Below are 21,634 nucleotides of genomic sequence, written 5' to 3'. Positions count from 1 at the left end.
CGGATCTGCCAATTCATCATATTCATCATGCTCACAGCTTTGACCCAGATAGGTGGTCTGGCCTATCTGCTATCGGTGTTCGTAGCATCAAAAATGCAGATCCGGCACGGGTTGGTGAAGGGTGCCGTTTTTGTGGTGATCTACTTTGCTGCTACCGCTTCAGCGACTGTGATCGCTCCCGTCTTCGGCCGCGTCCCTATTCCCTGCATGGGACAGAAGAACCATAGCTTTGCCGTCCAATCGGTAATCTATTGTGTTCTAAACCGAAACTACGTGAGGCCGACGATGCTTGACCTCGTTACGACGTTGGCTGATGACGTGGCGGATGCGTTTCCGGGAACGACTACTTTGGTTCTGGATGGCAATTTTCCGTTCCTGGACGGTTTTCCGATGCTGCCACACCTGTCCCATTCCGATGGGCGCAAACTCGATATTGCCTTCTATTACAAAAATGCTGAAGGCCAGTTCATGGATCGCGTCACAAGATCGCCGATTGGTTACTTCGCGTTTGAACAGCCGCCTCAAAATGGAGAGCAACCCTGCCAGGATAGAAATGACATTGTTACGATGCGCTGGAATCTCGATTGGTTGCAGTTTCTGTTTCCGTCTTATCCGCTTGAGGAACGGCGCATGGCATACAGCCTTAATTGGCTCGCAACGAAGGGCGTTGAAAAATTCGGCTTGGAAAAAGTTCTTATTGAGCCGCACCTCAGAAACTCACTTGGGGTGACCAATAACGTAATTCGGTTTCAAGGATGCCGCGCTGCCCGCCATGACGATCATATTCACATCCAGATCAAATGAAACGTGAACGCGATAGCATGACTTGCGCCCAAGATTGGCTCATATTTGTATATATGTATCTATTATCGCTAAGTCATGGAGACCATATTTGATGGCCGCTCGGTTCGCGAAGACATGCATCTTGATCAACTTCATCGTCACCACTTCGATATTGCCATCCCTCGCGCAAGAGGCGCCTCCGCTCGTGCCCACATGCGTTGATGGTGCAATTACACAGGATCTGGTCAAAACCTTGATAGTGAACGAAGCGAACCATCAGGGTGTGGACGTTAAATTGGCTCTTGCGATTGCGCACCATGAATCGGGCTTTGGATCGAAGACGAACTCCTCAGCCGGTGCTCGAGGGATCATGCAGTTGATCCCGGCGACTGCGGAACGCTACAACATAAAGGACATTTGCCATCCGGAAGAAAATATCCGAGGCGGTATCAGCTTCATAAAAGATCTGACTGCCCTTTTCGATGCCAACATCATGTTGATTGCCGCAGCTTATAACGCCGGTGAACAACGGATAATTGATGCGGGAGGGATTCCCGCAATCACTGAGACGGTGAATTACACCGTGCGCGTCACAAACACGTACTACGGTTTCGACAAATCCATTGGAAAACGAAGGACGAGGTCAACGCATCAAGCGGACACAAAATCCAAAAGCACCTTTGCATTCGATGCTGCCCGAGAATCCCCGCCCCCCATCAATAGAAATCAGCATATCCCGTTGAATACCGAATGGCTTGGTGGATCTGTCCTCTATGTGCAGTAAGAGGCTATACGACAAATCCGCCTGCGCCTGCGTGATCGATAGGAACGTACCCACAAGAACCTTCTCGGTGCCGGACAATGCTCGAAGAATGTCTGGTCGCTCTGATTATTTAACATAGTTGGCTTGGATCAATTGCCCAGTCTCTCTCAAATGGGCTTCATTGAGCGCAGATACAGCGTTGGCATGAAACCCATAAATCTTCGAGGACTTACCTCTTATCGGCGATGGCGTGTGACGAATATCGATAACACCGCGAGCGCTTAGCGTGCGCGCCAAATTTGAAACTTGGTTCGGGTGGTTGCCGGTATATTTGGCAATTGAGCTGGCTGTTGGCTTGCCGCATTTTTGCAACTCTGACGCCAGTACCGCGACAAACCCTGCCTGCAGTAAACGGGTGCTACCGGTGTATCCAGGAAAACGTGAACCGATAATCGCACTGAATAGATCACTAAACCGGTCTGGAACGAGCTCATTATAGGGCGGCCTATTTTCCGTGACGACAGTGGAAGAAACAATCACTTTTTCTCCTCCGAGGGCAGGTAATCGCTGGCGAAGAAATTACCTCCTGCTCGAACAGCTTTGGCCGGAACAAGACGTCGCGCGCCTACTGTTTTATTGCCACCACATGGGAGGGGCACACCCACCTTCTTGTCGTACACCGGGACCATGTGGAGAATTTTCCCCCTGTCGATTAGTGGCCTTCAATAGTCATTTCCCCGGCAACCGACCCGCCGGCTTAAGTTTTAGACCGGAGTCGTATTGTAGCATCTAGCTACATACAATTCGGCACACACTTGCGGCGACACCACCAGACAAGCAGATCGCGCCAAACATACGCCACTACGTGCCAATTTTTTGGAAATGAGTGATTGGGATCGACCCCGAGACTGTGGCAACGGTGTCCGTTAGACACAATATTCTCCGCCGCCGATCTGGTGGATCGCACCGTAAACTAGCCCGCAATGGGGAACCGGCGATCAATCTATGCAACGCCGAACACCAGGATTTTGCGAGCACGCCGGCTATCTCCGATCTCGAGGATGCCGTTTTTCAAATCAGGTTCGCCTGCCGGTTCGATTGCCTTGCTAATGCGAAAAGCGAGCTGCTCAAACGCAATTCACCATCCCGTCCACGTTGCGTCAACGTTCGCAGATACCCGCCCGGGTTTAGAACCTCTCCCCGCACAGTTCGCTCGACCGTAAGTGCAAGCGCAGTGACGGCCAAATCAAGACCAAGATGGTCTTGAGCCTCGCGGTACACCTGCGGATTGATCGACGTCAGGCGGCAAAGCTCGATCCCAGATCGTCTCAAAATGCTCCAGTGCTCAAATACACCAGGAAACGACAGGGCTACTTCGGGGCAAGCTTCGCGGATCAAAGCGATCGAGATAGCCTCAATGTCGGCAGCTCGATTGGCCGCTTGCGCGCTCCGGGCGGTTTCCTCACGCTTTTTATCAAAAGCGAATTCGCCGGAGGCGACCGGGACCACAGATTGCACGACAGTGCAATGCCGTACGGCTTCACAAGAATCAGGATCGGGAAGGTCCGCTGTAATTTGTAAGGGCCGAAATTTCGTTAGCGCGCTATCGATATTTCGGCCTTCACAAAGTGCTTCAAACGCCTGCTCGACCTCAGCTCGAAGCGCTTCAAGGTCGCCAATATTGATCTCGCGCTCCTGATTATCCGATAGTTTTCGATCACGAAGTTCGCATAGTCGCACCTGAAAAATCCCCCAGGTTTCCTCCGGTATCTCCTGCCGTCTTTGAGCGGCGTAGATTATCGCATCGATTTCTCGACGGAGACCTGTTCGCCTATATCTGAGATCGTGCCGGCGGCGCGCGTCTGTCTCAGCTGCTTCGGATATCTCCAAGAGGTGATGATAATCGACCGAGAGCGGCGACAGATCGATACCGAATGCTTTTACGATGTTGCCCGCTTCATCGCGGATCCCCTTCCGCTGAAACGTCGGGTGGTCGCTGTAGGAGACAAGACCTGCTTCCACGAGGCCTTTGAGATGATGTTTCATGGTGGATATTGATACACCCAGCTGGCGTGCAAGAAGCTCATTGCTAGGCCAGACAACAGGCGCAATACCGGGCGAGATCCAATCCTGCGTCTTTGAAAATGCGAATAGCTGGTCGATAAGCGCCAGTTTAGCCGATTTGAGGCCCATCGCGGAGGCGGCGCGCTTTGCAACCTGCAGGGCCATCGTACGGGAGACAAGTTGGTCGCTGTTTAAGTCGCCGGTTCGAAACTTTCGGCTGGTCTGTGATGCCCTCATTGAGGCAAGCGTGACACGCCGGTTCCCGGAATGTCGATGCAAATCAATACCTTGCATGCCTTGTTCCTTCTGAAACAGGGCAACAGAAAAGCGCTCGCTCGAAAGCGTCATCGCTTGACATCGAATTGGTTTGTCGCGATGATCGCCACATTCTTCAGGTGGTTCGATCATCACATTTCAAGCTTATAGCTTCGACGGAAGGCCTCGTTAGTTAGCGCTAATGGGGCCTTTTCTGTTGTCCATTCGGTTCCTTGAGCTGATCAGAAATGCGGGTAGCCGACTGCAGGGCGAGCCGCTTCTGCGAATATCGCCAACCCGCTGGCACAAGACAATGCTATACGCATATGGGTAAATCAAGGGCAGCTTTTGCCACGTGTTTTCCGTGACCAGCACGAGCAGCTCGTCTGGATCGTCTAGAACGTCCGCGTAAATGGATTCAACGCACTCAAGAAATCTTCGTGTATATCTAAGATATACGCCCTGCCCTTGCCGACTACATTTAAAGTCGTTCTCTCTCGGATCATCTGACGTAACAGCAACGGCTCCATGAATTTCGTCATGCTGGCCCTCGGCAAACCTGTGACGTCCATAATTAAGTTAATGGTTGGCTCACAACCAGAGACTTTAATCTGATAGAGAACGCCCATGAACGCGATTTGCTTCATTCGGCTTGAAGCCGTTTCGTCGGGCAGAGGGTTCGAAAGGATGCGCTTCGCCACGGCCGCAAAGAAGCTGGTATCAGCATGGGGAAAGTCAAACTCCCTTGACATAAGTTTAAAATCTCCATATACAAATATCTAGAATTTGCTTTGCCTCTCTCCGGTCGACATTGGGTCGACCATTGATTTGTTGACGTTCAAGCCTTGCGCGAAGATGACCAAAGCAGCTCACTCCCATCAGGGAAATGGATATGAGCAAGTAGATGTCCGCGCGGAGATCCTGCGATCGAAAAGCCTGCGGATCTTGTTATCCCACAGAATGACAGTCCTGTCTCACGAGTACCTTTCAAGAGCGCTGTTTCAGCTTTCTGCTGTTCCCATAAACGAACGTGCGTTCAAGGCCACCATTCGGGCGTGGCTAAAGACTGTCGAGATGGAAACGCATTCGCTGATCGTGGATTTTGACCTCGAAACATCTTTCCATCTCGGATGCGAGCCTATTCAGGCGCGACTTCCTTCCCGACGGTCTCACGATGGGCTTTTTTGAAAGCCTCGACAGCGTCGTCGCGGATCATCAGAATTTTGGCTGACTTGCCAGGATGGACACCGGGAACGCGAACTCGAGAGAGAATGCCGCGCGCATCAAGGACCCGGCACAACAAATCGATCTGTGTAGAAGGTGCCCGTAGCCGCAACGAGACATCTCTGGCCGTTGATTTCCGGCCAGCTTCCCGATCTGAAGCGATTATGTGCACGAGACCCAACTGTCTCAGTCTCGTTGAGGCGGTATCCTCTGGGAAATCGGAAGCGACAATCAACCGGGATAGCAACCCGATATCACAAGAGCCTTCACCATAGTCCTTCGCTGGGATTGGCTGATTTGCCGGTTGTTCGCTCCGCTCATCCAGTTGGGCGAGTTGACTGGTGACCAATTGACCCAACAATATTGGCAGACGTACGCCGTAACCCGATGCCAAGTTCACGGCACGGCTATGATCGCCCTCAGGCAGCAGAGCCCTCGATTCTCTAAGATCGCCGACAGTTTCGCGCCACCAGGAGCGGCGCCACTCGCTATAGTTAGGCTTATTTTCCATGTCCTCGCGGCTGCTACTCTTGGATAGCCAGCAGGTCGCGGGATGGGTGAGGAACATCGCTAAACGCCCAAAGTCCTGCCGCCGACTGCTGTGCAATCGATTCTTGTATCAGGTAGGGCATGTAGACAGGTTTGCCATTGTTTGCCAAGGCGGCAAACGCGAAGCCCTGAGCGATCATCATTGCCCCAAGGTCGAGGGATTGTCCACCCAATCGAACGGTACAGATCGCGAGCACGGTTGCGGTCTGAAGTGTAGCCGATGGAGCGAGGCTTCCAACGGAACGACAAACAGGGTTCGTATCCCGAACGAGGGCGGCCAAGAATGCCGCAGACACCGCACCGCAGTCCTGTTTCGAACCAGCACGATCGGTGTACTGCTTACCACGCAGGCACGACTGCACGCCATAAAGGCGTACGACATATCGGCTTTGAAGCCAGCTATCGCCGGTTAACACTTCGACGCCCTGACCTGGGATCGAGAAGGAATTGGCGGCAATGCTTGTGGAGCTTTGGCCAACAAGTATCGAAAGGGAAATGACCGCACACATACTAGCTCGTCTACGTGTCCGTCGCCCGCTCTTCACCGGCCTACCTGAAAGCATTCACTGGGGCGGGAGGGAAGCACTCGACCCCATCGTTGTCGTTTGTTATGCAGCTCACATTGTACGCTGCCCCGGAAACGAGAAACCGGCAGACACTCGTTCCCGCGCCGTCAGCTGTTCCTGGGGCATTGCAATCCAGTCCTGAAGCCATGAGCCTGTAAAGCTTTGACGATTTTCCCTGACAGCCAAACTGGCATGCTTTCAGGATCGATGATTGCGTTATCGTTGCACAGGTGCCGTCAAAGCAGACCTGTTGCCCAAGCAGCCGATTCATACCCAGTCTTCGCGCAGCGTCCCACTCATTTTTTTGAAGTCTGAGCCATGCGCCGACTTGGGCTTGCGGGTTGGCGAGGAAACCTGAGGGGGTACCCGCCCAATAGGATTGAAGTGTCCCGCTGTTGCAAAACTGGAATGCGCCGTAACAAGTCGTCCCGTTTACCACTGGCGAGACACTCGTAAAGTTGCCTTCACTGGATGAGACATTGGCGGCATATTCTGCGCATTCGGCCGGCATGCCGGCAGCCAGCATGCTCACGGCCGACTCTCCTGCCAGCGCAAATGTCGCGGCGAGCGCAAAGGTCAGACCGGCGTTGGCGTAAAGATCTTCTTTCCGCGGCCGAAGAAATCGCAACGCTGAAACGGAAGTGGTTTTCATCGGATAGGACCCACCACGTATTTGCCAATGAACGGTCGCCCGTTCTGATCGATCTCCTGCGTCGTCAGCCTTTTATAGTTGAGGGAAAGCTCAGCCTTTCCCCCCTCCACTATCAGCGGATTTGCGTAGAGCTGCGGTGGCTTGCCCACCTCAATCTTGATGAGCTGGGCATCACACATGCCCTGCATGTTACAAACTCCGGAGAGCTGGCTGAGGAGCCATTTGCCTGCAGGCGTCTCAATCCTGGCGGTATAAATTTTTGGGATCAGGCCAGAAGATCGAACAAAATTGAGATCGTCATCGGACCAGACACCGTCAGGGTCATGTCTTGCGTCGGGGGAGGTGAGCTTGAGCTGAAACTGATAACCTTCCCGAGCCCATGAGGCGGTTAGAAGCGTCATCGACAACGAAAAAAGGAAAACCGAAATGATGCGGGACCTTTTCAACATATCGGCTAGCCAACCTTGTTTTTGAAAACCGCCCGGCGGGTGAAGTGCCATAGCGACGACGCGAGCGCCCTCACCACCAGGCAAAGAAGCCTAAACGGCAGCAACACGGACCACAAAAACTCAGCGATGATCAGCACAAGGCCGAGCATTGCCAGAGAAAGCCAGAGCACTGCCAGCAGGATTCCTGCATGGACAACTATTAGAGCTGATGTGATCCACAGCGTGTAACCGGTATGATCAAATGGCATTTGCCACACAGTCTGTGCTTCGATGATCAACCAGTAAGACAGCAAACTTGTAAGGCCCATAGCAGCAAGGCTGCACATCACCTTCCACGCACAGGAATCAAGATGGGAAGTGTCAGCTCTTGAGTCGTCGTAAACGACTATGCGTTGCTCGCCGCACATTTCCGCGCCTTTCCTGATATCAGTTGAGCAATGTTTCTCGACGACTCAAGACTTGTCAAAATATAAATTCAGACATTTCGCGCCATTCTTCAGTATTTTTAACCGTCATTGAGATTAAACCAGAACCGCCTCGCGACGCCGTTGCTCTGTTGAACGTCATAATAAAAAGGATTTGCTTTCTCCTTACGCGGGGTGTTTTCCACAGTGATACATTCTCGATCACGATATATTGATGTACCGTCACAGATGCTGGTACGCTTGGTGCACATATCGGGATCTGAAGACTGGCGTTGACCATTGTCTGAGCGAGTTGGCGTGTATCCTTCCGGGCAATCTTCATAGCGTTCGTATCCGGGTGCCCCGGTCTCTGCCTCCCTGCAAATCGGCCACGAAAAGCGTGGTTTCGCCATTGCAGCGATGAGCTTTTTCATGGGCGGGACGCAATAGGAAACACTCTGCCAGGATGGGTTTTCCGACGCCGCGCAGAGCAGCACCTGGCACCCCCAACTCGCATCGGCCGCTTGAGCTGCACTGGAATGATTTATTGCCGTAACAGCCATCAGACAGGCCGCTGAATACTGAAATCCGATCCGGGTGGACGGCATTTGACGGGTTCCCTATTGATATCATTTGGATCATAGTTGTATATATAGATCCTAACAAGAGCGGCAGGGGCCTTTTTCAATGAGCGAACGCGTGCCGGTGGAGAGTATCTCGATCCGTATGGACGCCTTCGCGGGGAACAATCAGCAGCGATCGGCGGGAAAAACGCAGTTACGGACAAAAGCGGCAGGTCGTCCCGCAAAACGGCAATTCAGAACCAGACCAATAGCAACGGACGTGCCCCAGCCAACGACACTTGCCTCGGCGGCTCGGTTCTTTATGTGCAGCAAGGAGAGAGACGACCAATGAACAAAGTGTCCAGACCAAAATGCCCAGAGCGTTCGTGTCACATCGGTTCGCTTGCCATTGGCGGCCTCGTTCTCGTATCCGCCGTCGCCACTCATCCGCAGCTCGCCCTCGCCGCAGGCGACGTATTCCAGCCAATAAACAACGTCTTCCAGACATTGCTCGATTTCATGACTGGAACATTCGCCACGACAGCAGCGACGATTGCCTGTGCCGCCGTCGGTTACATGGCCTTGACCAGCCGCATTCCGTGGTCGTGGTGCTTCTCGATCATAGTCGGGATCGCCTTTATCTTCGGCGGCGCACAGCTTGTTCAGTCGATGTCTACGGGGCTGAATGGCTGATGGTCGAACAGGCAAAGCCACAGGTTGCGCCACTCGTCATCGGCCTGACCCGGCCTCGCATGATGTGGGGCATTCCGATCGGGCTGTTCGTCGGCGAATTGATGATCGTCGTCATGGTTTTCCTCAACACGAAAAACCTTGCTGTTTTCCTGCTGTTTTTCCCGCTGCACGCCACCGCTTTCATGATGACGGTTCGGGATCCGCACCTTGCAAGCATCTTTCGTGTGAGGATCGCAAAGTGCCCTCTGACAAAGAACCGTCATTTCTGGGCCGGCAACTCCTATCAACCGTAAGGACATGAAGATGCAGCGTGCCGTTCGTCAGGATATGCGTTTTGGAACAGAGATCGGCCGCGAACGGTCAGTCTCGCATCATATTCCTTACACCCGTCACGTCGATGAGCAGACGCTTCGAACGAAAGACAGCACATTCCTTTCCGTGATCAAGCTTGATGGCTTTTGCCATCAGACGGCCGATCAGGAAGATATCGACATGGAGGCGGCAAGCCGTAACACGCTGCTCCGCTCACTGGCTGACAGCCGCTTTGCTGTCTACAGCCATATTGTTCGTCGTCGCATACCGCCAAAGATCGAGGGAGACATCTCGATCGACTTCTGCCGTCGTCTCGATCAGCGCTACATGGAAAGCCTCGGGAAGACGCGCATGTACAGCAATGAGCTCTATCTCACGGTGATCCGGCGTGGATATCAGGGAAAGGTCGGGCTCGCCGACACAATGGTCTCGAGGTTTCGCAAGGTAGGCGGCATTTCGGAAAAAGCGATTGAATTAGAAGCCCGTCAGGAGCTTCGCGATCACATTGCGAACATCGTCAAAGGCCTTGCTCGCTACGGAGCGCGTGTTTTGCAAGCCGTAGTACGCAGCGGTTCAATCTATTCCGAGCCGATCGAATTTCTGGCACAGCTCGCCAGCGGGGCGACACCCGTCAACATGCTTTTGCCGCGCCAGCCGCTCGATCAATATATTCCGACGAAGCGCATCACGTTCGGCCGCCGGATGCTAGAGCTGCGTGGTGTTGCGGAGGCCGATACGCGCTTCGGCGCCATGCTGTCGATCCGCGAATACACGCCCTACACCGCGTCCGGCATGCTCGACGGCCTCCTCAAAATTCAGGGCGAATTCATCCTCAGCCAAAGCTTTGCACTTCAGGATCGTGCGCCAATCCTCAGCGAGATGGATCGCATTGAACGTCAGATCCGCGTTTCGGACGAGCGCGGCACCAGTCTTGAAGAGGCAATCAATATTGCCAAGGACGAGTTGGTGAATGGCCGCGCCGTGATGGGCTATCATCATCTGAGTGTGCTGGCGCTTGGCGACACAATCAAGGAAGCGGAAGCTTGCACGCAGGCAGTAACGAAAGAACTGCAGGAAAGCGGCCTCGTTGTGGTTCGCGAGGATCTCAATGCCGAACCGGTTTTCTGGGCTCAGATGCCAGGCAACTTTGCCTACATCGCCCGTAAAGCCCTTATTTCCTCGCGTAATTTCTGTGGCATGACGTCGTTCCACAATTTTGCACTTGGCAAGCCAACCGGAAACAGATGGGGTTCGGCGGTCTCGCTGCTGCAGACCACCTCTCTGACCCCTTATTATTTCAACTTTCATAAAGGCGAAGTCGGCAATTTCATAGTGACCGGCCCAACCGGTTCGGGAAAAACGTCGGCGCTCCTTTTCCTGTTCGCTCAGGCGATGCGAACCCGGCCGCAACCTCGTATTGCAATCTTCGACAAGGATCGCGGCGCGGAGATTTTTGTCCGGGCTTGCGGTGGCCAATATGAGGTTCTGCGCCCAGGTGTGCCAACTGGCTTCAATCCATTGCAGCTTGAGAACAGTCCCGAAGCGCGCGCATTCCTTTTCGATCTTCTCTCATTCCTTGTGCGGCCTCGCGTCGCCGGTGACAAGCTCGGCGCTGAACAGGAAAAAATCTTGGCAAGTGCTGTCGACCGCATTTTTGCTGTTCCGCTTTCGGAGCGCCGCTTCCGTGACGTTATCCAGCTCCTTCGCGGTACAGAAGTCGCGGGGCGCGACGATCTCGCCAGCCGCTTCGAGGTATGGTGCGAGGCGCATGGCTGGCTTTTCGACAACCCGACCGACCGATGGGACGGAGAGATCGGCATATTCGGCTTCGATCTGACGGCAATCCTCGACGATCCTGACGTCAGAACCGCCGCTCTCGCCTACATTTTCTTCCGCATTGGGGGCATGCTTGATGGCCTGCGACCTATGATGATGTTCATCGACGAAGGCTGGAAGGTGCTCGGTGACGACAAGGCTGGCGCCTTTCTCAATGATCAGCTGAAAACCATTCGCAAAAAGAACGGGATCATCGGGCTTGGAACGCAGTCGCCACGCGATGTTGTGACTGCGAAGATCTCACACACCCTGCTTGAACAAAGTCCGACGAACATCTTCTTCCCCAATCCCAAGGCTGACCGCGAAAGTTACATCGAGCGGTTTGGCCTTTCGGAAACCGAGTTCGACTGGATCAAATCGACCTCTGCCACCTCCCGCCAATTTCTCGTCAAGCACGATCACGACAGCGTCGTTGCCAAGCTCGATCTCTCCGCCATGCCGGACCTGATCAAGGTTCTTTCCGGTCGCGCGGAAACTGTCGAGGAGTGCGAACGGCTACGGGCGATCCACGGAGACGGGGCGGAACAGTGGCTTCCCCACTTCTGCGGCTGGAAATCGGAGGAAGAGCCATGCTGAAACGGTTCGTTCCCTCTCTCCTGAGCATCGTCATCATAAGCACCCAAGCTATACCGTCGTCTTATGCGCAAGTGCCGACCAATGACGCGCAACGTACTGATACGAACTATCGAACAAAGATCTGCATGAAACGCGCCCGAATGTACAAGCAGGCATCCGTTGCACCGACCCAGGGCATGCACGCGTCCGTCACAAACCAAAACGATCTTGCTGGGATGGGCGGTGTCAGTGGGCAGAGTGTTCTTGGCGGCGCGCTGACTGGCACCAGTATCGGCGGGAACGACTTCCAGATCCTGATAGCAGTTGCCACCGGCATCCAGGCGATGCGGACCAAGAACGTCGGTCAGGTGGTCAACTCGCTCGCGGCTGTCGCAGCAGCCATTCAGTCGAACACGACAACGATCAACAGCCAGTCGGCCACGATTGGCTCTGCACAAACCCAACAGGGCGCATTCGATCAAAACACGATGACGAGGCTATCGACGGCGCAGGTCTGGAACCAGGCGGTCCAGGCCATGACGACACGCAACGCCATGCGCAATCAAAAGCAGCTCGATCAGGCTGCCGACGAAAGCGCGCTCTCCAACTTCATGAACGGCAAACCGTAACCCGGAAAGGAATATCATGCGCAGAATAAGGAGACTCTTCATTGCGGCGGCTTTTCTTTCCGGCACAAGCCCTACAGCCTTCGCCCAGGTTCCCGTCATCGATGAGGCAACGCTGGAGCAGGCGAAACAGACCGCCAAACATACGGCCGAGATCATGTCATCAAACAGCGATATTCTCCAGACCGTCAACAAGACGCTCGCAGCGGTAACCGGTAACCGATCCACAAACGAAATCGCCAGCACCGCACTCGGCTCGGGCTTTTCTCTCGGCAAAGCCCCTGATTTTTCCAGTCTTCTCAGCGGGCAGATGGCCTGGGGCCAGCTCGGGTCTTTTGGCGCTGACGCGGCAAAAATCCTCAATACACTCAATCTCGTCAAGACGATCTCCGGCGCAACATCAAGCTCGAATTACACGCGTGCGGACAAGTCATACCAGCAGCTCGTCAACACTGCGACGGCGCTGACAGCGACCGTTTCAGGAACGCAGGCCGCCGTCCAGCAGCGCAGCACAGCCTTTCAGGGCGTACAAACACGGATCGGCACGGCACCAGACATCAAGGGCTCGATCGATCAGAACTCGCAGGTTCAGACCCAGACGGCCCAGACCGTCAACGAGCTTGTTGGCGCCGTCAACGCCGGCAATGCGGCCATGAATACGGACCAAATGCGACAACTGGCTGCGGAAGCAGCCTTGGCCGAGTTCATGAATTGAGGACGGTTAGCGTGCATAAGCCCATACCCAACAAAACCACCCGCCACGATACCCACCCGGCGAACGGCCTCGGCAGAACAATTTCGGTCATCACAATTGCGGCCGCAATCGTATCCCTTTCGGCCTGCGCCAGTCACAAGGAGCTGAAGTCCCCCTGTTTTAACGGCGAGGGGACGCACTCATCTCTGTTCGAAGCACTCAGTTATGCTTCCGTTGCCTTCGCTGGAGACGACGGCTGCGGACCCATGGTTCGGCAGAGTGACATTGTCAGCGGCATTGGTTTCTGAAGGTCACAATGGACGAGTTCCTGAACGCCTCCGGCCAATTCATTATTGATATGCTGAGCAAGATCGATGCACTCGGCATTACGACGGTGCAATCGATCTACGACCGGCTCGCAAACCACCTCGGCCCACTCTTTATCGCCGCGCTGACGATCTATGTCATTTGGTGGGGCTACGAGATGCTGTTCGGGCGTGCTCCAATGACGGCAGGCGAGTTTGTCTGGCGCTTCGGCCGTGCCTTCATCTGCTACACCTTCATCATCTCGTGGGCTGCCTATTCGCCATTGATCGCAAAACCTCTGCTCGATGGTCCCGTCGGGGTCGCCTCTATCTTCTGTGAGGCAGCAGGCGGAGAAAACTGCGGGACGGATAATGCGTCGATGGGATCCGGTCTGAAGGACATCTGGACCGCCGCGATTACAGGCGCAAAAACAATCGCCGCGAAAGGCGGTGTGACAGCACCCCAATTCTTTTTCGCAGCACTCTTTGTTTTGGCCTTCGCCATTGTTGTCTGCGCGATGGGTGCAGTCATCCTGATCGTGGGCAAGATGACAATGTTCATCCTCTTGGCGATTGGCCCAATCGTGCTGTGTGCCGCACTGTTCCGGCTAACCTCTTCCGTCGTTGATGGCTGGATCAGGACGCTCGCTGCTTACGCCATTCTTCCCGTTCTCGTTTACACAACGCTCGGGCTGATGACGACGATCCTGCGCAGCACGATCAACGACATGCAGAAAGGTGACGCTGTTTTCTCCACGCTTGGCGCCTTCTGCTTCATGTGCGCTGCGACAACGTATCTCCTGAAAGAGCTTGTCAGCCTCGCTGCAGGGATCGCTGGCGGCGCGGCACGCGTTGACGCAACCGGACGAAACGTCTGGGCGAGCGGAAAGTACTTGGCCACCAATGGGCCCGGCGCCTTGTTGGACGTGAGCAGATTTATCGGCGGCAAAGTTGGGAGCACCCTCAACCGCCAGCATGGCTCAATCGGTGACGGGGATGCGGCAGCAGCGCAAGTGCGAGCCGCCTCCGTCAACAGCCGTAAATAACGCAAGGGGCTACTTCTTTGACAGATTGTAAAAGCGCTGAAGTCAGCACCGCTCCACCCCCCAACATCGATCCTAGCTATTATGGTGATGGCGAGCGCTGGGAACGTTCCGTTTATCGCTGGACCGCTGTCTCCCGTGACGCTTGGAGAATGTTCGCCATCATCCTGGCCTTTGCGCTCCTGGCAGCGATAGGCCTTCTCTGGGCACTTCTCCCGATCAAGACCTTCGAGGTGGTCGTGTTGGAGGTCGACAAGACGACAGGCTATGTTGAAGCAAGTCGCCCATTGTCCGAAGCAGGTGACTTGACCCAGAACGAGGCCGTCACCCGCGCCAATATTGTGCGATTTATCCGGGCTCGCGAGACCTACGACCCAAAAAGCCTTCGAGACAATTACGATCTTGCCTCGCTCTACTCCACGGGCAAGGCGGCTGACGATCTCGCCGGCACATACTCCGGATCAAACTCTCAAAACCCCGTCAAGCTCCACGGCTCTGATACCGTGATATCGGTTTCGGTCAAAAGCGTTATTTTTCTCAATGACAAGACAGCTGCGGTTCGGTTCTCGACAACGCGCACCGGCCGCACCGGTCCAAAAGTCACTGAACATTGGGTCGCAAACGTCCGCTTCCGTTACACCGCCGAACCGATGCGCAACGACTGGCGCTTTGACAATCCGCTCGGTTTCCAGGTGACCGAATACCGCCGCGATCAGGAAACCGTGACAACGGAGGATGGCAAATGAACCTCCCTTGCCGGACTCTGATGTCTGCCAGCGCTATATTCATAGCGTCCGCATCCTCAGCATTAGCCGAAAGCACGCCACGTGCTGTCCCGGCCGATGAGCGCATCCGCACCGTGCCCTTCCAGCGTGACAACATCGTCTTTTTGGCGGGCATGATGGGTGTCTCAACGATGATCGTCTTCAACGACGATGAGAAGATCGCAACCGTTGCAATCGGGGACAGCGTTGCCTGGCAGGCTGTTCCAGATCAGTCCAAGCGGTTCCTGTTCATCAAGCCGCTCCAGCCGGACGCAGAAACCAATATGAACGTGGTGACCTCGAAGCGTGTTTACAATTTCATGCTGAAGGGGGCGAAGCCTAGCAGTACCAAACAGGCCGTCATCAAGCTGCGCTTCACCTATCCCGATGATGTCCATGACGGAAATCTGCTGGCGCTCGCCAAACAAAAAGCCGCCATGCCCAATGTGCAGGCCGCTTTGGCCAATCCTGGAAGGCTCAATTACGATTTTGGCTACAAGGGCGCAGTCGACAACCGTCCGACGTCCGTATTCGACGATGGCAAAAAAACGTTCTTCCAGTTCTCCGGTGAGGTTCCTGCGTTTTTCACCGTCAAATCGGATGGCTCTGAATCGCTCGTAAACTTCCGCCGCGAAGGCGACTATATCGTGGTCGACAGGGTATCCCGCCAATGGACGCTTCGTAATGGTGCTACGGTCACCTGCGTCTTCGACCTTCGCAACCGTACTTCTCAGTCTCGTGCAACTCAGTCTTCGCAGCCGTCGGGTGATCGCTATGATCGTTGACTTCGAGGAAGAGTCGAAGATCACTGAGACCGTCGCACACCCCTCGGAGCGGAGGAGCGGCAAGCTCATACCGTTGCTTCTCGCAACGGCCGCACTCGGCGTGCTTGGCTACTCCGGCTATATCTCATTCGTCAAACCGAGCGGTGAGCAGCAGCAGGCAGAGCGCGAGGAGTTCAAGACCGCCAGCAATTCGGTCAACCTGCATCTCGATCCGGATGAGGTACCGGAGCCGGTCGATAACCGCCTTGTCATTCCCCCGCCCCCGCCTGTTCAAGTCCAGCCACCACTAGTCATCGTCCAGCCACCGCCGCCGTTCGATGAAGAGGCAGCGCGTCGAGCGGCCGAAGAAGCCGCCCGCCTGAAGCGTGAGGAGGAACTGCGCCTCGCGAGGCTGCAATCCAACATGATCGTCGTGGATCAGGGCGCGAACAGCATGGCTGGCCTTGGCGGATCGGTTGACACGTCGTCGTCTGCATCCGCAGCGGCCGCAACGGATGAAGACCCGAACCGAAAGTTCGTCAGCTCGGTTGCCGCACAAGATGTCGAAACCGTCAGGGCGACCCGCAATGAGCGGATCGACGCCCTCATCGCCCAGGGCACATTGATCCGTGGCGTCCTCGAGACGGCAGTTCAGTCAGAACTCCCCGGCATGGTCCGTGCCGTAACATCGACCGACGTCTATTCGTTCGATGGTCGCCGCATCCTGCTCCCCAAGGGTACGATGCTGGTTGGCGAGTATCGCAGCGGTATTGCTCGCGGACAAACCCGCGTCCTGATTGTGTGGACACGCGCCCTGCGCTCCGACGGAACGTCCGTTTCGCTTGGATCTTACGGGACCGACAATCTCGGCCGCTCTGGTGTCGCGGGTTTTGTCGACAAGCATTACCTTGAACGCTTCGGCGCCGCGGCAATCCTGAGCATCGTCGGCGGCGTTTCATCCTTCATCGCCAGCCTGAACTCCGATGGTACAAGTTCTGCCGGTTTGTCGACAAGTTCTAACACACAGACGCAGGCGCAGCAGACGATCTCGCAGACCATTTCTGACATGGCCAACACGGCCCTCGAAGAGTCGATCGACATCCCCCCGACAATCCATATCGATCAGGGTACGCAGATCATGATCTTCGTACGTCGCGATCTCGATTTCTCTTCCCTATATCCAGATCCGGTCAAGGAGGCGCTCAATGAATTACGTCTCCAGCGCTGATCCCACGATTGACACTTCACTTTGGGACGGGCTCCCGGTCTATCTGCGTCAGGCTGCAAATCCGCTCCGGCCATGGCTTGAAGACCCTGCCGTTGTTGAGATCATGTGCAATCGGCCATGCGAGATTTGGGTGGAGAGGATCGACCATCATCGCATGATCCGCCATGACGTGCCGGCTCTCGACGAGCGCGCTATTCGCGGTCTTGCCCAGATGGTTGCCGGTGCCACCCAACAGAGCGTCAACGAGGAGACGCCACTCCTCTCGGCTGCTATGCCAAACGGTGAGCGCTTCCAGGGCGTGCTGTCACCCGTCGCGGCTGATGGAGGCGCATTCGCGATCCGCAAACAGGTCATCCGCGATATGTCGCTCGATGAATACGTTGTTCTCGGCGGGCTTGATGCGGCCCGCGTCACAGGACCGAAAAGCACAGGTCAGGACGAGATGAGCCCGCTCGAGCGTGAGCTTGTCGAGGGACTGAAAGACCACTCGCCCGCAGCAAGACGCGACTGGTTCAGGTTCGCAATTGAAAACCGCCTGACCATTCTGATTTCAGGGGGAACGTCGAGCGGCAAGACAACATTCTTCAACGGCTTGCTCAAGGACGTTCCCGACTGGGAGCGACTGGTTTCGATCGAGGATACCCGCGAGTTGAAGCCGCGGCAGCCAAACTACCTTGCCCTCGTGGCATCAAAGGGAGGCCAGGGCCGCGCTAGGTCGACTATTCAGGACTGCCTTGAGGCGGCACTCCGTCTTCGTCCGGATCGCATTTTCATGGGCGAAATCCGCGGCGCGGAAGCTTACTCGTTCCTGCAGGCAGTCAACACAGGCCATCCAGGTTCAATGTCGACGCTTCACGCAGACAATCCGAACGGTGCCTACGAGCGGTTGGCGATGGCGACAATGCAGGCTGGTCTTGGTCTGACCAAGGCTGAGTTGATCGAATTCGTTCGTTTCGTGGTCCCGGTGATCGTCCAGGTCAGGCGAGATCCCATCACCATGAAACGCAGCGTTCGGGAAATTTACTTCAATCGGTGGAGCGGCCAGTGAAGAGTCTCAATCCTTGCAACTCCAGTCACTCAGGCCGCGATATTGCGTGGCGATATCTTTTCGATCGCGTCATGGAAACGAGATTCAGCAACCAGAAGATCGTGATTGGACTGCAAATTGACCCAGAACTGCGCGGTCGTCCCGAAATAGCGTCCCAAACGCAACGCAGTGTCGGCTGTAATGTCGCGCTGTCCTCTAACAATCTTCTCCATGCGATCACGCGGGATCAGGAGTGCCTTCGCCAAAGCACCGGGGGTCAGATTGTACTCCGACAGAAAATCTTCCCTGAGAATTTCCCCTGGATGAATGGGCCTCGGCCGATCATTGCTCATATCTTTGCTCCTTCAGTGATAATCGACAATCTCAACGTCGAAAGCGTCACCGTTTCTCCATTCGAAACAAATTCGCCACTGTCCGTTGATGCGAATGCTATGCTGCCCTTTTCGATCACCCGGAAGGGCTTCAAGGTTGTTGGAAGGCGGAACGCGCAAGTCATCCAGCGTCGCAGCAGCATCCAGTTGCGCAAACCGGCGTTGAGCTCGCGCAAGGATATCCGCTGGAAATCCCTTCGGCACTTTGCCCGCCCGCACCGCTTGCAACCGCTTGTCTTTCGACGTCATGATCATGCTTTGACTGTATTCCCAAAGAATACAGAAATGAAAGATTTGTATCGCAAAAAGATACATACTTTCCGAGCGGTGATGGCATGAACCGCTCTGAAAAGATCGCCTTGATTATCTCAGGTCCGCTGGTCGCGGCCGGTGGCGCATTCTACGCCTGGTCACTCAACTACAGTGCGGCATCCTGGTTCATGCTGAAGAGCTCGACCATGTGGAAGTGCTTTGTTAGCGGCCAGATAACCATGCCGGTTAGGCAGGCGGCGGCCTATCTTGATAACCCGGCCGTGATGAAGCTCATCACCACGGCAAGTCTCGCAACGCTTACCGAAGTTGCGATCCTCGCAGGCGGCCTGACACTCGCCATCAAACGACCATGGCAAGTTCGTCCTCCCGCAGACGGCTCGCGCTTTGCAACGCGAGAGGATCTTAAAAAGGCCGGACTGCTCGACGGAATGCCCGGCAAGTCCATTCTGCTCGGGACATTCGGTAAGGGACGTCAGGCCGTCGACGTCCGCTATAGCGGCGACAGCCATTTCTTCGTGAATGGCCCCTCACGCGCCGGTAAAGGTCGCGGCTTCGTTCTGACCAACCTTCTCGAATATGAAGGTTCGGCCATTGTCATCGATGTCAAACTCGAAAACTATTTGAACACTGGCGCCGCCCGACTTGCCATGGGCCAGAAGTGCTACGTGTTCGCTCCAGGATCGGCAAAGACACATCGCTGGAACCCACTGGATTTCGTGCGCGGCTGGCCTGAACGCTCGACAGATCTCATCAATCTATCCGCGTCACTCCTGCCAATCGCCGAAAAGGAGGATGGCTACTGGAAACAGACAGCGCGTGGATTACTGGCAGGTTTGCTCGGCTACGTGCTGGAATCGAAAACAATGGACGGACGGCGGAATTTCCGATCGGTCCTGCGTATGTTCTCAACCGGTCGTCCGTTCTCCGGCGTGTTGCGTGATATCATCGAGAAGGAACCTGAGCTCAACGACTTCATCCTCGCCAGCTTCCTTCAGCATCTTGGCCGCGATGAAGAACAGCGCCCCAGTTTCGAGGGGCACGTTGTGACTTCGCTGGCACCTTTCAACAATCTGCTGATGGCCGAGGCGTGTGCGGCAAGCGACTTTGATATCAGGGACCTCCGTCGCAAACCCTTCTCAATCTTCATAGCCGCACCGGTTTCCGATTTCGGAACCGTTGAGCCGATCATCCGCCTTCTCATCCAACAGATCCATGATGTCATGCTGCGCGCTCTGCCGGGGAAGGACGAGCCGCACAAAATCCTCATGATGCTCGATGAGTTTTATCAGTTCGATCGCCTTCCAGAGATCACCAAGCGCGCTCCGCTTGTCGCCGGCTATGGGCTGACGATCGCGCTTGTCGCCCAAAACATCCCGCAGATCGATGAGCGCTATGGCCAGAAAACCCGCGATGCCCTCCTCGGTAACATGGACATCAAGCTCTGCATTGCCGTCGGCGACGATGCGACAGCGAAAATCGTATCGGACAATCTGGGTCGCAAATACGAGGAGCGGGAGGGTTGGGGCAGAAGGACAGGCATGCTGCTTGGAAAGAAAGCCTCCAGCGGGCGGTTCGAACTCGTTCCATTGATGGATGCGGGCGCCGTCCAGCGTCTCGACGACAACAGCACCATATTGCAGGTCCGCAGTGGCTACGGTGCGATCCTGAACAAGATGAATTTTTACACTGACAGCCGCTTTCTCCAACGTCGCCGTGAGGTGGAAGCCTTGGCGTCGCAACTCATTATTCCCGATGTCGATCTTCAACCGGAATGGCCGCTGTTTGAGGCTCGCCCCAAGGATCTACCGTCGTCCACTCCACTTGTTTCAATGTCGAGGGCTGCGACTGCCTCTATCGACACCAGCACGCAACCAGATCAGGATGCCGACCTGAAGGTTCTCGCACGCGCCCAAGCGGTGTTCGTTGCCCCGGCGAACCTCATGCATATGTACTCGGTTGCGGTCGATGCCATCGAGAATCGGCAGGTTGCCTTCCTGTTGTTTTGCCTGCGCACAGCACCGGAGACGATCGGAGCACTCCGCGGCTCATCAAATCGGCTGGACGCAAAAGGCCGCAAACAGCGGGAATCGGCGTTGCAGGCAATATGGCCGCTTCGGGAGGCCATCACTGCCGTACGTTGGTCGCGCCTGGCGAAACGCATCAATGCGAGGGTGCTGCCGGACGAGCTGTTCTTTTTTCCAACCGCTGCCATCCAGCCGGAAACGATACTCAATCTCGCGTCAAAGGAGCGCGACGAGGAGAATAATAGCGTCGAACTCAGCCATGCAGAGCTGACGTCGGCGGTGGAAGCGATTGAGGATTTGATTACTCCCGCCGGGGAGGAGTCTCGGATCCGAGACAATGTCGCGCGCACTGAAATCTCTGCAGCAATCGAACGATTGAAGCAGAGTGCATCAACATCTGTACTTGAAGACAACCAGCTCCCCGAAGCGTTTCTGGAGGCTGGTTGATGTGCACAAAACCATCAGAAATCCCAACGGCTAATAGAGGAGTACACAATGGCCGCACATGATCTCACAAACTACGTGATCTTCGACAAAGACGGTAAAGGGCTGCGGGGCAACATTGCCTCGATATCCTATGACATCGATATATTCGGTGAGCAGTTCGCGAGCGAAAATCCAAAAGCTCCAGCGTTCAGACTGTTCGCCAAGTCACCTCTCGGAAAGAAAGTCGAAATCGGCGGCGTATGGCTGAAACTCAACCGCGAGGGCGGCGAATACCATCAGATGACGCTATCGACAGGTCATGGAAAATTCCACGCGAACCTCGGACGCTTCCCCGGTCAGGAAGACGACAGCCTGATGGCTGTTATACCCTGGGACTGAG

At 55.2% G+C, this 21,634-nt stretch carries 25 protein-coding genes; 14 read left to right on the top strand and 11 right to left on the bottom strand.

Annotated elements, in window-relative coordinates; translation table 11 throughout:
• Positions 1–27: 27 nt before the first annotated feature.
• Entirely contained in the window at positions 28–804 is a 777-nt protein-coding gene (locus tag FY156_29100) for a hypothetical protein (GenBank protein ID UXS05634.1), read from the top strand.
• 121 nt (positions 805–925) lie between these two features.
• A complete protein-coding gene (locus FY156_29095; protein ID UXS05582.1) occupies positions 926–1,567 on the top strand; it encodes a lytic transglycosylase domain-containing protein in 642 nt (213 codons plus the stop codon).
• A gap of 105 nt (positions 1,568–1,672) precedes the next feature.
• Here FY156_29095 and FY156_29090 read toward each other — a convergent pair whose 3' ends face one another.
• The 9 genes from FY156_29090 to FY156_29050 form a co-directional block, all read right to left on the bottom strand.
• Positions 1,673–2,086: a hypothetical protein gene (locus FY156_29090; GenBank protein ID UXS05581.1), complete on the bottom strand. Its 414-nt coding sequence runs from the start codon at positions 2,084–2,086 to the stop codon at positions 1,673–1,675.
• A gap of 531 nt (positions 2,087–2,617) precedes the next feature.
• Complete coding sequence (locus FY156_29085) at positions 2,618–4,018, bottom strand: ArsR family transcriptional regulator (protein UXS05580.1); 1,401 nt, start codon at positions 4,016–4,018, stop codon at positions 2,618–2,620.
• 242 nt (positions 4,019–4,260) lie between these two features.
• The gene (locus FY156_29080) at positions 4,261–4,617 is read right to left on the bottom strand and encodes a hypothetical protein (protein UXS05579.1); all 357 of its coding nucleotides are present in this window, start codon (positions 4,615–4,617) and stop codon (positions 4,261–4,263) included.
• A gap of 386 nt (positions 4,618–5,003) precedes the next feature.
• A complete protein-coding gene (locus tag FY156_29075; GenBank protein UXS05578.1) occupies positions 5,004–5,600 on the bottom strand; it encodes a hypothetical protein in 597 nt (198 codons plus the stop codon).
• Positions 5,601–5,613: 13 nt separating this feature from the next.
• Positions 5,614–6,147 carry a thermonuclease family protein gene (locus FY156_29070; GenBank protein UXS05577.1) on the bottom strand — a complete coding sequence of 178 codons (534 nt, stop codon included), beginning with the start codon at positions 6,145–6,147 and terminating at the stop codon, positions 5,614–5,616.
• A gap of 40 nt (positions 6,148–6,187) precedes the next feature.
• Entirely contained in the window at positions 6,188–6,856 is a 669-nt protein-coding gene (locus FY156_29065; protein UXS05576.1) for an acyltransferase, read from the bottom strand.
• Entirely contained in the window at positions 6,853–7,305 is a 453-nt protein-coding gene (locus FY156_29060; GenBank protein ID UXS05633.1) for a hypothetical protein, read from the bottom strand. Before FY156_29060 ends, FY156_29065 begins: the two co-directional genes overlap by 4 nt.
• 5 nt (positions 7,306–7,310) lie before the next feature.
• Entirely contained in the window at positions 7,311–7,712 is a 402-nt protein-coding gene (locus FY156_29055) for a hypothetical protein (GenBank protein UXS05575.1), read from the bottom strand.
• A gap of 55 nt (positions 7,713–7,767) precedes the next feature.
• A complete protein-coding gene (locus FY156_29050; protein UXS05574.1) occupies positions 7,768–8,052 on the bottom strand; it encodes a hypothetical protein in 285 nt (94 codons plus the stop codon).
• Positions 8,053–8,620: 568 nt separating this feature from the next.
• Here FY156_29050 and FY156_29045 point away from each other — a divergent pair.
• The 10 genes from FY156_29045 (at position 8,621) to virB11 (ending at position 18,140) form a co-directional block, all read left to right on the top strand.
• The gene (locus FY156_29045) at positions 8,621–8,965 is read left to right on the top strand and encodes a TrbC/VirB2 family protein (protein UXS05573.1); all 345 of its coding nucleotides are present in this window, start codon (positions 8,621–8,623) and stop codon (positions 8,963–8,965) included.
• Positions 8,965–9,258: a type VI secretion protein gene (locus FY156_29040; GenBank protein UXS05572.1), complete on the top strand. Its 294-nt coding sequence runs from the start codon at positions 8,965–8,967 to the stop codon at positions 9,256–9,258. Before FY156_29045 ends, FY156_29040 begins: the two co-directional genes overlap by 1 nt.
• A 10-nt stretch (positions 9,259–9,268) precedes the next feature.
• Positions 9,269–11,689: a VirB4 family type IV secretion/conjugal transfer ATPase gene (locus FY156_29035; GenBank protein UXS05571.1), complete on the top strand. Its 2,421-nt coding sequence runs from the start codon at positions 9,269–9,271 to the stop codon at positions 11,687–11,689.
• A 125-nt stretch (positions 11,690–11,814) separates the two neighbouring features.
• On the top strand, positions 11,815–12,297 hold the full coding sequence (locus FY156_29030; protein ID UXS05632.1) for a hypothetical protein: 483 nt from the start codon (positions 11,815–11,817) through the stop codon (positions 12,295–12,297).
• Between the two features lie 16 nt (positions 12,298–12,313).
• Positions 12,314–13,009 carry a type VI secretion protein gene (locus tag FY156_29025; GenBank protein UXS05570.1) on the top strand — a complete coding sequence of 232 codons (696 nt, stop codon included), beginning with the start codon at positions 12,314–12,316 and terminating at the stop codon, positions 13,007–13,009.
• Between the two features lie 337 nt (positions 13,010–13,346).
• Positions 13,347–14,339, top strand: coding sequence for a type IV secretion system protein (locus FY156_29020; protein ID UXS05631.1), 993 nt, complete (start codon positions 13,347–13,349; stop codon positions 14,337–14,339).
• Between the two features lie 65 nt (positions 14,340–14,404).
• Positions 14,405–15,082 carry a type VI secretion protein gene (locus FY156_29015; GenBank protein ID UXS05630.1) on the top strand — a complete coding sequence of 226 codons (678 nt, stop codon included), beginning with the start codon at positions 14,405–14,407 and terminating at the stop codon, positions 15,080–15,082.
• A 20-nt stretch (positions 15,083–15,102) separates the two neighbouring features.
• The gene (locus FY156_29010; protein UXS05629.1) at positions 15,103–15,885 is read left to right on the top strand and encodes a TrbG/VirB9 family P-type conjugative transfer protein; all 783 of its coding nucleotides are present in this window, start codon (positions 15,103–15,105) and stop codon (positions 15,883–15,885) included.
• A complete protein-coding gene (locus FY156_29005) occupies positions 15,875–17,092 on the top strand; it encodes a TrbI/VirB10 family protein (protein UXS05569.1) in 1,218 nt (405 codons plus the stop codon). The genes FY156_29010 and FY156_29005 overlap by 11 nt, the downstream gene beginning before the upstream one ends.
• Complete coding sequence (gene virB11 / locus FY156_29000) at positions 17,070–18,140, top strand: P-type DNA transfer ATPase VirB11 (GenBank protein ID UXS05568.1); 1,071 nt, start codon at positions 17,070–17,072, stop codon at positions 18,138–18,140. The genes FY156_29005 and virB11 overlap by 23 nt, the downstream gene beginning before the upstream one ends.
• A 29-nt stretch (positions 18,141–18,169) precedes the next feature.
• On the opposite strand, the gene FY156_28995 is transcribed toward virB11, so the two are convergent.
• Both FY156_28995 and FY156_28990 read right to left on the bottom strand, forming a co-directional pair.
• Positions 18,170–18,472, bottom strand: a complete 303-nt coding sequence (locus tag FY156_28995; protein ID UXS05567.1) for a HigA family addiction module antidote protein — start codon at positions 18,470–18,472, stop codon at positions 18,170–18,172.
• Between the two features lie 12 nt (positions 18,473–18,484).
• Positions 18,485–18,766, bottom strand: a complete 282-nt coding sequence (locus tag FY156_28990) for a type II toxin-antitoxin system RelE/ParE family toxin (GenBank protein ID UXS05628.1) — start codon at positions 18,764–18,766, stop codon at positions 18,485–18,487.
• Between the two features lie 80 nt (positions 18,767–18,846).
• Here FY156_28990 and FY156_28985 point away from each other — a divergent pair, with 80 nt between their 5' ends.
• Together FY156_28985 and FY156_28980 are read left to right on the top strand one after the other, a co-directional pair.
• The gene (locus FY156_28985) at positions 18,847–21,255 is read left to right on the top strand and encodes a type IV secretory system conjugative DNA transfer family protein (protein ID UXS05566.1); all 2,409 of its coding nucleotides are present in this window, start codon (positions 18,847–18,849) and stop codon (positions 21,253–21,255) included.
• 48 nt (positions 21,256–21,303) lie between these two features.
• Complete coding sequence (locus tag FY156_28980; protein ID UXS05565.1) at positions 21,304–21,633, top strand: DUF736 domain-containing protein; 330 nt, start codon at positions 21,304–21,306, stop codon at positions 21,631–21,633.
• Position 21,634 lies beyond the last annotated feature (1 nt).

Origin of the sequence: Agrobacterium tumefaciens (genome assembly GCA_025559845.1) — a bacterium.
Classification (GTDB): Bacteria; Pseudomonadota; Alphaproteobacteria; order Rhizobiales; family Rhizobiaceae; genus Agrobacterium.
The sequence above is the reverse complement of the archived record's forward strand: the minus strand, read 5'-3'. Positions and strand labels throughout refer to the sequence as shown.